General features: G+C 55.9%; 9 protein-coding genes. All 9 read right to left on the reverse strand.

Annotated elements, in window-relative coordinates; all coding sequences use genetic code 11:
• Positions 1 to 65 precede the first annotated feature (65 nt).
• Positions 66 to 1,370: a type IV pilus modification PilV family protein gene (locus tag ACR3ZL_RS06965; protein WP_486173318.1), complete on the reverse strand. Its 1,305-nt coding sequence runs from the start codon at positions 1,368 to 1,370 to the stop codon at positions 66 to 68.
• Positions 1,367 to 2,506 carry a prepilin-type N-terminal cleavage/methylation domain-containing protein gene (locus ACR3ZL_RS06970; RefSeq protein ID WP_473648600.1) on the reverse strand — a complete coding sequence of 380 codons (1,140 nt, stop codon included), beginning with the start codon at positions 2,504 to 2,506 and terminating at the stop codon, positions 1,367 to 1,369. The genes ACR3ZL_RS06965 and ACR3ZL_RS06970 overlap by 4 nt, the downstream gene beginning before the upstream one ends.
• Positions 2,503 to 3,741 (reverse strand): prepilin-type N-terminal cleavage/methylation domain-containing protein, encoded by a 1,239-nt coding sequence (locus tag ACR3ZL_RS06975; protein WP_473648599.1) that lies wholly within the window; start codon positions 3,739 to 3,741, stop codon positions 2,503 to 2,505. The genes ACR3ZL_RS06970 and ACR3ZL_RS06975 overlap by 4 nt, the downstream gene beginning before the upstream one ends.
• A gap of 68 nt (positions 3,742 to 3,809) precedes the next feature.
• Positions 3,810 to 4,982, reverse strand: coding sequence for a type II secretion system protein (locus ACR3ZL_RS06980; protein WP_473648598.1), 1,173 nt, complete (start codon positions 4,980 to 4,982; stop codon positions 3,810 to 3,812).
• Positions 4,983 to 5,199: 217 nt separating this feature from the next.
• Positions 5,200 to 6,639 (reverse strand): type II secretion system F family protein, encoded by a 1,440-nt coding sequence (locus ACR3ZL_RS06985; protein WP_473648597.1) that lies wholly within the window; start codon positions 6,637 to 6,639, stop codon positions 5,200 to 5,202.
• An 83-nt stretch (positions 6,640 to 6,722) separates the two neighbouring features.
• Complete coding sequence (locus tag ACR3ZL_RS06990) at positions 6,723 to 7,079, reverse strand: four helix bundle protein (RefSeq protein WP_473648596.1); 357 nt, start codon at positions 7,077 to 7,079, stop codon at positions 6,723 to 6,725.
• A gap of 173 nt (positions 7,080 to 7,252) precedes the next feature.
• Positions 7,253 to 8,974, reverse strand: coding sequence for a GspE/PulE family protein (locus ACR3ZL_RS06995; protein WP_473648595.1), 1,722 nt, complete (start codon positions 8,972 to 8,974; stop codon positions 7,253 to 7,255).
• A gap of 125 nt (positions 8,975 to 9,099) precedes the next feature.
• Positions 9,100 to 10,200, reverse strand: coding sequence for a type IV pilus twitching motility protein PilT (locus ACR3ZL_RS07000; protein WP_473648594.1), 1,101 nt, complete (start codon positions 10,198 to 10,200; stop codon positions 9,100 to 9,102).
• Positions 10,201 to 11,535: 1,335 nt separating this feature from the next.
• Positions 11,536 to 13,296: a GspE/PulE family protein gene (locus ACR3ZL_RS07005; RefSeq protein ID WP_486173319.1), complete on the reverse strand. Its 1,761-nt coding sequence runs from the start codon at positions 13,294 to 13,296 to the stop codon at positions 11,536 to 11,538.
• Between the last annotated feature and the right edge of the window lie 643 nt (positions 13,297 to 13,939).

Here is a 13,939-nt window from a genome sequence, read left to right on the forward strand (position 1 = left end):
TCCGCGCGTTTCAAGAATAGTTGAGAGAAGAGTGAAGAGCAGTTGCGGTTGAGTCTTGTGGAGCGTCAAAGGTCCGTCCAAGGAATCAGACGCTCGGTGACGGAAACCACATCTTGAACAATCGTTGCATACGTGTTGTCACCCCAGGTCCCGTCTGCAACCTGTCCGGTCGTGAAGCCGAATTCCCAATCCGGTCCGTCGAGCGTAATTCGACGTCGCCATAGTTGGCGTTCCGTCCGATCGACACCAGAGGTGGGAGCGGGGAGCACCGCCGCTCCTGAGTCAAGTTCCGTATTGCTAAACGCAACCAGTTCTTCTGGCTCTGCGTCGATAGCAACCACTCGATACCAACGGTGTACCTGAGTGCCGCTGGGCAAAATCCTTGACAACATCAACCAGTCATTTGGAGCAAGCTCGTCAGACGAGGTAGCTGAAGCGGTCAAATGAACGACTCCGCCCGCTCCACCGGAAAACCCCGAAGCGTACGACACATAGGCGACCCGTTCACTAACCCCATTCATGTCGGGAGTAACAGGAGGGGTTGGTGCCGTTAAAGGAAAGTCGATGTTGGTGTTACGATTCCGCAAAATCGCCACCGACAAACTTGCATATTGGCTATTTTGCGTTGGCACGAGTGTCGCGATCCAACTGTATTCGCCGGTTGGAACTCGTCGACCATAGCCTAAGATCCCTGACCCCAAGCCCGGCAAGGTTGGTGCCTCCGCCTGATCCGTTTTAGATTGAACAACCAAAAGATCGTTCGCGCTCTGAGTCAGCTCCCGAGCGATTTCCAAACCAACCAAGAGAGGAATTGTTGTCGCAGGGGTGGTATTTGTGCTTGGATCGATTAAGCCAACCCGACGAAGCCGAGGTATTGCTGACGGCCAATTGTCAGAGTCAGGGTCGGAAGGGTCTAGCAGTGGGTCATGGCTCGCCACGTAATAAGGAAATACTCGATCGTCATAGCTCTCAAACGAAGTGTAAGCTCCACCTTGGTTTGAACAGTACAGAGGATCGATACAGATCCCACTAACGAGGTCTTGCGGGGGCATCGTGACCACGGGAACCTGGTCCAGTGGAACAGCCGACATCTGGTTAGTAGCTTCGTTAAATGCAATCGAAAACTTCGGAGCATTGTTCATGTCGCCTAGGCTACCGGCATTGAGCCAGCCACGAATTTGGATTTCCTTAGCGACGGAATCAGCCATTTCTGCGCCAACGCTGAAGGAAACCGAATCTTGTGCTCGTTGTCCAGCGAGCGGCATCACGGAGAGCAATCCCAGCAGCCCAATCATGATCACACCGATTGAGAAAAGGACCTCAACCAAAGTGACCGCTGTTCGTCGATAATGCGAATTGCTAATCATCATGGGTTCGAATCCAAAGTATCAGAGAGAATCGCCAGCGATCTCGCTTCGCGAAGGGCGGCCGGCATTGTGGCACTGCTTACCGCCGCATTGGGCGAGACGACCGAGCGGCCAGTGGCCGGATTGATCACGATCCACACGGAATCGAGATTCATCAAGTTTGCCGGTGTTCGCTGGCTCGCATTAAACGGAGTGCCAGGCTGCACTCCATCACTGTCCCCTACACACAAAAAGATCAGGCCGGTGGGAATCGATCGATTCCCAATGGCATCCGTCGACACCGTCTCCACCCGACCGTCGGGGCCGAACACGATATCAATCGGTTGGTTGGATGCAGTCGGCGGCAACGCGGCAAACTGATTGCCATCAACACCGATCCCTGAGTAGGTCGTATCAATCACAATGCCCCTCGGAAAGACAATGCTTTGACTTGCCGAAACGATCGGTGCTCGATGAATCCGATAGGACATCGCAGCGTTATCAATAGGCTGATGAAAAAGAGGAAACGTACTCGAGCCAGTCAGCGGCGAATCCAAGCTAATCTGTGCCTGCACAGTATCCGTCGCACTTACATAACCGGTCAGATCCAATCGGAAATAACGACCACCTGGAAACTCGATGAGGTCACCATCCTTAATCGGAGCGGCCGTACTGTCGTATAACGCGGATGTCGAATCCGTGTACAGTCGCAACAACTGGTTATCAACACCAACGAACTCAAGATCCGCGGTTGTTGCACCCGCAGTCGGGTAATCAAACCGCACTTTTGCATCCGCCGCTTCACCCGAATAAGGCGGTACACCAACCAATTGACGCAAACGAACACCCGCGGCTGCCCGAAACGGAACCGTTGCATCGTCACTCAACCGGTCGATGCGAACACCCACATACCGCCCCTCCGCGACAGCTCGACTACGAGCCTCACTGAGGTAAGCAGCAATCGTACGGGATGACTGGCTTACTTTTTGGTCATTGATCAACGAGCGAAACGTGGGCAACGAGATCGCCGTAACGATCAAGAAAACCGTCAGAACAACAAGGAGCTCAACCAAAGTGAAACCGCGTGAATGACAACGCCACGCTATCACATATTCGTTCTTCGCCTTCAAACGCTGCGAAAATGGCATCAAAGCACTCATTGGGCCACCTGCACGGAGAAGTTAGTAATGTTGTCAGCGAGAGCTAGGTTGGGTCTTCCCGTGAGTTCCTCACCGGGTAAGCGACGCTCCGTATCGGTGTCGTATGTCGTACTCGATCGATCCAAAACGCCGACGTCGTTATCGCGGATAAATCGACGTAGGTACGGGTCACACCATTGGTAGCTTGCCGTCCCGCGTCCTTGCCATTCCTCACCCATGTTGTCGACATCCCGAGGCCATTCCCAAGAAGCTGACGTGTAGGAAAACGCGGCTAACGAAGTGCCAGCGTCATCAATGGGATTAAAGGCGATTCCAAAATCGCCATCTTCACCCGCCGAAATCACAAGCGGCCGCAGTGCCCATGGTGCGTGAAGGGTTCCAGTGTTGACGTCAACTGCCGGAAGCACCGACGTTGACGAAGGAGCAGGTGGAGTTTGAACGGTGTAGTAGAAGTCAGACCGAAAGAGATCGAACTCGTCCGGAGTATTGGCATCAAGGACACCATTTGGATCGTCATAGCCAATTGGCCAACGAATGAATCCAATCGGCTGGCCCCATGCATCCCAGATTTCAAACATCCCGTCGCCATCGATGTCTCCGATGTTGCTTGTTGGTATCGCATCGATTGCTGGCGTCCCACTGGAGTAAGATGACGCCAAGATTAAATACAGGCACTCGGCACTTTGATATTCAAGCGTCGCAGTGGAAGTCAATCGGGTTCGATAGCTCTGGACCAGAGAGGGACGAGAGTTAGCTTTATGCCATGACATCTGAAACGGCACTCGAGACGCCTTCGCATTGCGAGTTCCAATAATATTGTCGCTAGCATCAAGCATCACCGGATTGGCGGCTCCCCAAACTATTGACGGTACGCCATCGAAGTCTTCGAAACGATCCGGCATTTCCATGCGTTGCAAGTCACGGATCATGTTGAGCCTGACGCGAGCCGCCTCTGAACCCAGTACTTCAAAAGAAAGGGTGGTTCCCGTCAGCTTGCCGGCGAAATCAGTAGCGGGGATTTCCACCGGCAGTGCACGGTACTTGTACGAGTCGTACTTCTCTTGAATGACGCTATCGATCATTCCGATGATCGTTCGTGTACGAGAGGCACGCGCACTTGCGGTGACACCCTGCACAGCGATAGCGACCATGCTGCTCATGATGCCAATGACAACCATCACGACCAGCAGTTCGACGAGCGTAAAGCCCGTGGCGGATTGTTTTTGGGGAACCATGGAAATACCTAAATCAAAACTGACAACGCATTGCGTTGAGTGACAGAACAACGTTGCTCAATACTTCGTTACGGCACGTCATCAACCATCGCGCCATCGCTGAAGTTGGCAATGTTGTCTGGAGCGAAATGATCCGCGCTGCTCGTCAAGTTTCCTTCTTGATACTTAGAAACTCCGCCAAAAACCAATGCCCCGGGCGTAGCGACATCCAAACGTGGAGCGATTAGATTCCCGCTGGGATATTGATAGTAGGCAGGACGATTCGTACCTTCTCCAGCATCAAATTCGTTGGCAGCACCGAAATTATCATCGAGTCCTGCAGCGATAACTTGATATGTATCGGGGTTCATAAATTGCCAAGAACTAATCGCCTGGGCCATCGACGTGAAGTTTGCAGTCGTTGTGATGTTCTGAACCTGCCCAGAGATGTATGGTCGAATGAACCCAAAACCTGCACCTCCATAACCGTTCATGCCAAGCGTCGCGTCTTGCATCGCGTAAGTTCGCGAATCGAAGTAAACGAAAGGGGCCCCGCTATCGCGAGCTTGATAAGTGGGAAACAAATCACCATCGTCTGACGAAAGGTATCGGTTGGTCGGGCTCAAAGCCGCCGCTTCATTGATCGCACTGGTGTTGATCGTCAATCGCGCCGAGTCGAAATCGAAAAGCTTATTGATGCGATCGACGTTGATTTGATAGTTGGCAGGGTTTTGCTTGTCCGCACTAGATGCTGCCGCATAGGTTCCGCTCCCGACCCATTGCAATGGACCGCCGGGGCCGGTGAAAGGTCGTTGGATGTCTTCGCTATAACCACCCAAGCACCAAACCAATGCCTCCGCACGATCGATGATCGTCGGATTAAACGATGCCCCCGTGCCCACGATCGCATTCAACAATCCTGATTCGTCGGTGGTCATCCGCGAGAACAACTTTTGGTAGTGACGATCAATCACAGCCTTGTCGCTGAAGTCAGGTGGAAAGTCACCGTACTTCAAGTTGTATTGGTCAATTGCCGAGGCGATTGAATTGGTCTCTAGCTTAATCGCCGCCACTCTCGCTCGACGAATAGCTCCATTGACCGCAGGCACGAGGACCGCCATCAGGACTCCGATGATGGAGATGACGACCATGATCTCGACCAGGGTGAAACCGGGACGCTGGCGCTGAGACGAATAACGCGACAGGGACACACGGCCACAGGAACGGTGCGGGACGGGCGATGAGAGTGACGAGATGGTCATGGGCTACAAGCCTTTGAGGAGGTTGATGTGGTGCGACTGAGGCCGCTCGGGTTCTTTTTTAGCTATTAGCTATTAGCTTCTAGCTTCTAGCTTCTAGCTTTTTCGATTCGTGTTTGCTTCTTCCTTGATCTGTCTCGGGTCGCTCCGCGATCCGATCGGGTTTGAGCTAGCGGCTAATCGCTATTCGCTAACAGCTACTCGCTCGCCGCCTGGCGGCCTAAGTCAATCCGGTGATGAGCTGCACGAGGGGCATGAACAGCGAGATCACAATGAACCCGACCGCGACCCCTAGGAACACGATCATCAACGGCTCCATCAACGCGGTCAGACTGTCGGTCATGATGCTGACCTCTTCGTCGTACGTGTCGGCGACCTTGTAAAGCATCGTGTCGAGCTCGCCGGTCTCTTCACCAACGTCGACCATGTTGACGACCAGGTCATCGACGACGCGGCCTTGAATCTTGGTCAGGTAGAACAGCACGCAAAGCACCATCCCGGCTCCGATCATGTACAACGCCATGAACGTCAAGTTTTCGACCATGCCGTCCTTGTCCAGCTTGCTGCCCTTACTGGTCAGCGCGACGCTCATGACCATGATGCCGGGGAACGATCCGAACATGGCCCAGAACACGGCAGCCATCGGGTGGAAGCCCAGCACACTGTGTTCACGCAGCGGGGTCGCCATGACCTCCCCTTCGCGAATCGCTTCGGCAACCTTGGTATACAGTTTTTCGAACATCGCGTTGCCCGCCGTTTCGCGGGTGATGTTCAACGCTTCCATAATCGGAACCCCGGAACTGATCAGCGTGCCGAGCGTCCGCGTGGTCCGGGCGAGAATGTTCTTCTCGATCAACGCGCCAAAAATCGGCACGCGGATGATGAACATGTCGAACCCGATCCGGCCCTGTTTGAATTTCTTCATCAGCTTCACCATGATCATGAAGCAAACCGGGATCGCGATCAGCAGGAACCAATAACCCGCAACGTAGTTACTCATCGCGATCAGCAATTGCGTCGGCGCGGGCAGGGTTAGCCCGAAGTCATCGAACATCTTTTCGAACGTGGGCACGATGAAGATCATGATGAACGTCAGGATCAACGCGGCGACCAAGACCACGATGACCGGATAGATCAACGCCCCTTTGACCTTCCGCTTGAGCGATTCGGCCGATTCCAGGAAGTCGGCAAGCCGGTTCAAAATCGTTTCCAACGCACCACCGGCCTCGCCGGCTTTGATCATGTTGACGTACAGGCGGTTGAAGACCTTGGGGCACTTCGCCATCGCTTCGGACAGCGTCGCACCCCCTTCGATTTCCTCGCAAACGTCCATCAAGGAGTTCTTCAGTTTACCCGGCTTTTGGTTCTGTTCCAAAATCCGCAGCGACCGCAAGATCGGCAAACCCGCGTCCTGCAGAATCGAAAGTTGGCGAGTGAAGGCGCAGATGTGTTTCGTCTTGGCCCCACCCAAAGCGAAGGGGCGTTTCTTACCGCCACCGGCAGCGGCATCGCCCGCGGCCTGTTTCTTGATCGCGATCTTCGTGACGAAGTAACCCATCTGCCGGATGGTGGTTTGTGCTTCATCCTCGTTCGACGCTTCGATTTCGTCCCGGATTTCTTCTCCGGTCGCGTTCATCGCTTCAAAGGTATAGGTTGGCATTTCGCTGCGCTCAAGTAAAAAGGGCCACAGGGAGTCAGGGCCACAGTTTCAATGGATAAGGAGATTTCGAATTTAGAAAGAGGTTAAGTCGTCAGGTTTTGCTTGCGGTTATTGATCAAGGCTTGGATCATCCGAGAGAGTTGTTGGGACTCATCAATGAGTGATCGAGCGTGTTCTTGTGTTAGTACTTTGATTCGTTCGGCGATGTAGGTTTGGGTCCTCAGTTCGGCACAAGACCCTTTGGCAATGATTAAAAAACGGATGAAGTCTTTGGGCGTTCGTTCGTATCCTTCGGCGATATTGGACGGCACACTGACGGCAGCCCGTTGCATCTGGTCACGCAGGCTCCAGTCCTTGGATTCCGCGAGAGCTTCGTAAGTCGTGACCGCCAACCGGCACCCACGCTTCCAAACCTCCAGGTCCTCGAATGATTGCCCCATCCCAATGCCTTCGTCTGTGTCATCGTGTCAATCCTCTACCAACGCTTCTGTGTCCCTATCCTCCCTGCGTCTTTACAATCCCTGCGTCTCTACAATCCATTCCTGCGTCCATCCTTCAGTGCCCTCGTCTTCCTGTGGCCCTGTGGCCCTGAACCACTGCATCACTTGCTCTCCTATTCATGCACCGTTTCTCGGACGATTTCGTCTAGTGTTGTGATGCCTTCTTGGGCGACGGTCATGCCGTAGTCTCGTAGCGTGATCATGCCGTCGGCTTGGGCCTTGTCTCGCAAATCATCGGTACTGTCGCCGGCCATGATCATTTCGCGGATCGTGTCGTTCATCAGCATCAATTCAAACAAGGCGATCCGGCCCTTGTAGCCGGTGTTGTTGCATTTCTCGCAACCGGTGCCTTTGAAGAACTCGAGCTTGTCGACGTCTTCTCGCTTCAAGCCCAACTCCATCAAAATGTCGGAACTGACGCGGGTCTTTTCGCGGCAATTCGTGCAGATCCGGCGCACCAGACGTTGCGCCAAAATGGCTTCCACCGTCGCACAGATCATGAACGGTTGGATGCCCATGTCGGTCAACCGCGTCACCGTGCTGGGCGAATCGTTCGTGTGCAATGTGCTGAACACCAAGTGCCCCGTCAGTGCGGCCTGAATCGCGATCTCCGCCGTTTCCAGGTCACGGATCTCACCGACCAGGATCGTATCGGGGTCCTGCCGCAAAATCGCCCGCAAGCAGGAGGCGAAAGTCACGCCCGCGTCCGAATCGATGGGGATTTGAATGATCCCGTCGATGTCGTATTCCACCGGGTCTTCGGTCGTGATCAGCTTTTCGGTGATGTCGTTCATCTCCGATAGCGACGAATACAGCGTGGTCGTTTTGCCCGAGCCGGTGGGGCCGGTCACTAGGACGATGCCGTTGGGACGGTCGATCGCTTTGCGGAACTTGTCGATCGTGACCGCGTTCATGCCCACGTTATCGAGCGACAAGTTCACGACCGAGCGGTCGAGCACCCGCATGACCGTGGACTCACCAAAGATCGTTGGCAACACGCTGACGCGAAGGTCGACCGGGTGACCCCCGACCATCAATTCAATCCGTCCGTCTTGCGGCATCCGGCGTTCGGCGATGTCGAGGTCGGCCATCACCTTGATCCGCGTCGTGATCGCGAAGGCCAAGTGACGTGGCGGTGGGACCATTTCGTACAGCACGCCTTCGGACTTAATCCGGATGCGGAACTCATCTTCAAACGGTTCGAAGTGGATGTCCGATGCGTGATCCTTAATCGCCAACAACAGCACCATGTTCAGCAACTTGCGAACCGGTGCGGAGTCGGCCAATGCGGCCGCGTCGGTGATGTTGAACTTTTCTTGGTCCAGCACGCTGGCCGCGGCGACCTTCAGGTCTTCGTCGTCGTTCAGTTCGGCAACCAGCTTTTCAACACTCTCCGCTTCGCTGTCGAAGTGTTTCGTGATCGTCGTGTTGACGTCTCGTTCGGTCGCTACGACGACCTGGATTTCATAACCCAGGAACGTTCGCAGCTCGTCTTGGATGTTCAGGTTTTGTGGATCGCAGGTCGCGATGGTCAGAACGTTGGAAGCTTCATCGAACTGAACCGGCACGCACCGGTAGAGCTGTGCCATCGTTTCACTGATCATGCCTAACGTTTCGGCAGGAATCTTGACGTCTTCGAGCGAAACGGTTTGCATCCCCATCTGCTCGGCGAGCGCCTGCATCAACTGTTCGTCGGTGATCAGCTGCATCCCTTCAGCCACTCGGCCAAAGAGTGCACCGGGTTGTTGTTCCTGTTCTTCCAACACGATCTCAAGCTGATCATCGGTTAGGAAACCGAGGTCGACGAGGATCTGTCCGATGCGACGCTGTGCCATTGGTAGTACTGCAGAGAGGGAGAAAAGGTTAACTGTGGATGCGATTGGATGAGATCAAAAGTGAAACCAGGCATCAGGACGGTCAGTGAAATCGAATCACGGTCGCCCTGTGGACCTTGCCACTTCTATTCCCCACCGGAATCATCTTCCTCGATACCTTTACGGGCCTGAACAATTCGGCGAGCCAAGTCGTCGGGGTTGTGCGATTTGGCGAGCACGTCTTCGACCGTCACCCGGCCAGCCTTCCAGTGCTGGAACAGGGCATCGTCCATCAACTGCATGCCGAACTTGGCACCGGTTTGCATGGACGAGTTGATACGGAATGTTTTGTTTTCGCGGATCAGGTTCGAGATCCCGGAGGTCACGACCAGGACTTCGTAAGCCGCACAACGGCCGCCGCCAATTTTGGGCAACAGCGACTGGGCGACCACTCCGATCAGCGTACTGGCGAGCTGCGTCCGAATTTGGTCCTGCAGGTTACCGGGGAACGCGTCGATGATCCGGTTGACCGTGCCCTGGGCACTGTTGGTGTGCAGGGTGCCGAACACGACGTGACCGGTTTCCGCCGCACTAATGGCCGCTTCGATCGTTTCCAAGTCACGAAGCTCACCAACCAGGATCACGTCTGGGTCCTGCCGCAACGCTCGCCGAATCGCTTCGGAGAAGCTGGGCACGTCGACCCCGACTTCGCGTTGGTTGATCGTCGATTCTTTGTGATCGTGATAGAACTCGATCGGGTCTTCGATCGTGATGATGTGGTGGTCGACGGTCTCGTTGATCAGGTTGATCAAACTGGCCAGCGTCGTCGACTTCCCCGAGCCGGTTGGCCCGGTGACCAGGAACAGACCTCGCGGCCGGTGCACCATTTTGACGACAGATTCCGGCAAACCGAGCTGCTCGGGCGTGAGCTTGTCGTTGGGGATCTGCCGCAGCACCATCGAGATGAAGCCACGTTGCTTGAAGACCGACACCCGGAATCGAGCCAGTTCGCCGAACGCGAACCCGTAGTCCGTCGAGCCGGTCTCTTGCAGTTCTCGCTGGCAACGCTCCGGCGTGATGCTCTTCATCAGCCCCACGGCGTCTTCCGCTTCGAGCGACTTCGTATCCAGCTTTCGCATCCGGCCGTGCAGACGGAAGACGGGGGGCTGCCCGACGACAATGTGAATATCACTGACGCCCTGCTTCACCGCAGCTTGCAGCAATTTGTCAATCAGGACGGTAGCCATGGAGGAGCCTTCTAGCGGTTAGCCAATACTTGCTGGGACGAGCGGATCAACAGGCTGATCTGCGGGCCGGTGCAGCAAACGATCTGGGCAAGGGTGTTAAAGCAGGGTGCAAAACTGGAACAGGTAACTTCAATTGATTGCTTCGCGAGCGGTTTCCATCGCAGGGCGTTGACGCCGAAAAAAGGTGCGATTGCGACAATGGAAAGTACACGGAGCAGGTCGGCGGAACGCGAGATAAGAAAATGGGTGCGGTCGGGCCGGAATAAAATAGTGTGCCAGATTTGTGTCCAGCGAAGGCATTATCGTGAAACACCTATGAAAAGGCAACGTTTTTCCCTTTGAACGCCCGGATCGAGACAGGCGGACTCCTTGTAACCGGTAGCCCGTGAAACAATCTCCACCATGTGGGTGGGGTGTTTTGAGGGGATGGGGAGTAGCGAGGGGAGGATTGTTGCTCGTGGCGGGGAGTGGTGCCGCAGCCAGCGGTAAGGGAGAGCGGGCTGGTTGGGGCGGAGCGGTGATTGTTCATGCCGGGCCCTCACCCTCGTATTCGCCTGAACGGCTCTACTCGACCTCTCCCCGCTTCGCCGGGAGAGGTTTGGAACTGGGGTTCCACGTCGAAATGCATACCTGAAGAACCCCTCTATCTGGGAGGGTTCGAGCGAAGCGAGGGGGAGGGCGCGTCGCTGGCTTGCTGTTGCATTGGTGGGGATTCAGTACCGGGCCCTCACCCTCGCATTCGCCTGAACGGCTTTGCTCGACCTCTCCCCGCTTCGCCGGGAGAGGTTTTCCAGCGGCTATTCACGCCGTAAAACGCAACGAAACAGCAGCCCCTCCCCCTGGGAGGGGTCGAGCGAAGCGAGGGGGAGGGCGGATCGCTGGCTTGCAGTTGCATTGGTGGGATTCAGCACCGGGCCCTCACCCTCGTATTCGCCTGAACGGCTCTGCTCGACCTCTCCCCGCTCCGCCGGGAGAGGTTTTTCAGCGGCTATTCACCCCACAAAACACGACATAAACAACAAACCCCTCCTTCTGGGAGGGGTCGAGCGAAGCGAGGGGGAGGGCGGGTCTCTAGCTTGCAGTTGTATTGGTGGGGGATTCAGCGCCGGGCCCTCACCCTCGCATTCGCCTGAACGGCTCTACTCGACCTCTCCCCGCTTCGCCGGGAGAAGTTTTCCAGCGGCTATTCACCCCACAAAACACGACAAAATTACAATCTCCTCCCCCTGGGAGGGGTCGAGCGAAGCGAGGGGGAGGGTTCAGTGTTGAACGAACCTGGCAAAACCTGAAACCACTGTCGTTGCCTCAAGCACTAAACCACTACCACCAAACGACTTACAGTGCCGAGAGTGACTTAGCGATGTGATCGAGCGCCAAGGCTTCTTGCTCGGTTTGCTTCGCGACGCGGTAAACCTCGTCGAACGTGGTTGTTCCGCGGATCACTTTGAGCATGCCGTCGGCGTAAAGCGTTGACATTCCGTTGCGGATTGCCTCTTCCCGGATCAGCTTGGTGGTCGATCCCTTGAACATCATCTCCCGCAGATTGCTGTTCACCAGCATCAGTTCGTAGATCCCGATCCGGCCGCGATAGCCGGACCGACCGCAATACGTGCACCCGCGCCCCTTGCTGAACTCGGCCTGCGCCACCATCTCTGGCGGAATCAGCGACTCTCGAATCACCTCTTCTGAAGGCTGGTACCGCACCTTGCAGCGGGGGCAAATCGTCCGCACCAGACGCTGAGCCAGCACCGCGATCACGGAACTTGCCACCATATAGGATGGTACACCGATGTCTATCATTCGTGAGATGGCACTGGGCGCATCGTTCGTGTGTAGCGTACTGAAAACCAGGTGTCCAGTTAATGAGGCCTGGATTCCCATCGATGCGGTCTCGTGATCTCGCATTTCACCGACCAGAATGATGTTCGGTGCCTGGCGGAGCATGGCGCGGATGATGCGCCCGAAATCCAGTCCAATCGAGTGCTTCACTTCGACTTGGTTGATGCCCGGCAGGTAGTATTCCACCGGGTCTTCGGCGGTGATGATCTTGCGGTCCGGCCGGTTCAATGCGTTCAGGGACGCATAGAGGGTGGTCGTCTTGCCGGAACCGGTAGGGCCGGTGACCAGGATGATTCCGTTGGGCCGCTTGATCAGCGAGTTGAAGTTTCGGAAGTCACGCTCCGACAAGCCAAGCTGCCGGGTACCGACCTTGATGTTGTCCTTGTCCAGCAACCGCATAACACAGGACTGGCCGTGGTTGGTCGGAATGATGCTGACCCGCAGATCGAGCTGCTTGTCACCCACGGTGATCTTGATCCGGCCGTCGGTGGGACGCCGCTTTTCGGAGATGTCGATTTTGGAGAGGATCTTGATCCGGGCGATGATGGCTGAAAGCATCCGCCGGGGGGCCGCTTCCCGCTCAACGCAACGGCCATCAATTCGATAACGGATTCGGACCCGGTGCTCAAACGGCTCGATGTGGATATCGCTGGCCCGAAGCTGAACTGCTTCGGCGATCATCAGATTGACCAGCCGGATCACGGGGGCCGAGTCATCGCCCTCGTCACCGTCTTCCATCCCGTCGGTGCCGCCATCGGTTTCGGTGAAGTCGATCGCCGTGTCGGTGAACTCTTGCAGCATCGAGTCAGCGGATTCCCCTTCGACCTGACCGTAATATTGGTTGATCGCTCCGTTAATCGCTTCCTTGGGGGCCAACGCGGTCTCGATCTTTCGGTTCAGGATGAACCGCAGCTTTTCGATCGTTTCCAGGTCAAAGGGGTCAGCAATCAAGATTGTCAAAGCCCCGTCTTCTTCCTTGTACGGCAGCACCATGTTTTCTCGGGCGACCGATTCAGGCACGAGCTCGATCACGGATTCGTTAATCCGGACGCTGCGGAGGTCGACGTAGGGGATCTTATGGAACTTCGCCAACGCCTGAGCCACTTCTTCTGGCGTGGCGTATTCGAGCTTGACCAGCACATCGCCGACTTCCATCTTGCTGGTCTTGGCGACATCCTCGGCTTCGGAGAGCTGATCGAGGCTAATCACGCCCTGCTGGAGCAGTAGGTCGGTGAATTCTTGCATGGTCCGGCTCATGGCGGTGATCCTATTCCAAATCGAAAAGCACGCGGCAGAATTGACGGGGCCGCATTTCCCCCAGGATATCATGGGATGGCGGCCTTATCATACGGAGATTCCAACACAGCGGGAAAAAGCGAACAAAGGCGACAGGCATGCGGGCCTTGCCCGGGGTGCTTGGCGGTCGCGAGCCTGCTACGGACCGCAATGCTCCCAAGCCCGACCTCTTCGTGAGAAAGGCCGGGGGCCGAGATGGAAGCCGGGGGCCGAGATGGAAGGCGGCTAGTTGGCAGCAGTAGGTTGAATTCGAATATTCGCCTACTCTCGTATTTAATCGCCCGCACTTCTCCGGGCCCTCACCCTCGCATTCGCCTGAACGGCTCTGCTCGACCTCTCCCCGCTTCGCCGGGAGAGGTTTTCCGCCGGGATACGCCACTTGAAGAACCACTCCCCCTGGGAGGGGTCGAGCGAAGCGAGGGGGAGGGCGCGTCTTTAGTTGGCTGTTGTATGGGAGGGGAATCAGTGCCGAGCCCTCACCCTCGCATTCGCCTGAACGGCTCTGCTTGACCTCTCCCCGCTTCGCCGGGAGAGGTTTTCCGCTGGGATACGCCACGTGAAGAACCCCTCCCCCTGGGAGGGGTCGAGCGAAGCGAGGAGGAGG

This window comes from Rhodopirellula sp. J20-39 (genome assembly GCF_057365095.1).

Coding starts and splice junctions, on each gene's coding strand:
- ACR3ZL_RS06995 (WP_473648595.1), bottom strand. CDS start 8,974: ATGGCACAGCGTCGCATCGGACAGATCCTCGTCGACCTCGGTTTCCTA.
- ACR3ZL_RS07000 (WP_473648594.1), bottom strand. CDS start 10,200: ATGGCTACCGTCCTGATTGACAAATTGCTGCAAGCTGCGGTGAAGCAG.
- ACR3ZL_RS06975 (WP_473648599.1), bottom strand. CDS start 3,741: ATGGTTCCCCAAAAACAATCCGCCACGGGCTTTACGCTCGTCGAACTG.
- ACR3ZL_RS07005 (WP_486173319.1), bottom strand. CDS start 13,296: ATGAGCCGGACCATGCAAGAATTCACCGACCTACTGCTCCAGCAGGGC.
- ACR3ZL_RS06965 (WP_486173318.1), bottom strand. CDS start 1,370: ATGATGATTAGCAATTCGCATTATCGACGAACAGCGGTCACTTTGGTT.
- ACR3ZL_RS06985 (WP_473648597.1), bottom strand. CDS start 6,639: ATGCCAACCTATACCTTTGAAGCGATGAACGCGACCGGAGAAGAAATC.
- ACR3ZL_RS06980 (WP_473648598.1), bottom strand. CDS start 4,982: ATGACCATCTCGTCACTCTCATCGCCCGTCCCGCACCGTTCCTGTGGC.
- ACR3ZL_RS06970 (WP_473648600.1), bottom strand. CDS start 2,506: ATGAGTGCTTTGATGCCATTTTCGCAGCGTTTGAAGGCGAAGAACGAA.
- ACR3ZL_RS06990 (WP_473648596.1), bottom strand. CDS start 7,079: ATGGGGCAATCATTCGAGGACCTGGAGGTTTGGAAGCGTGGGTGCCGG.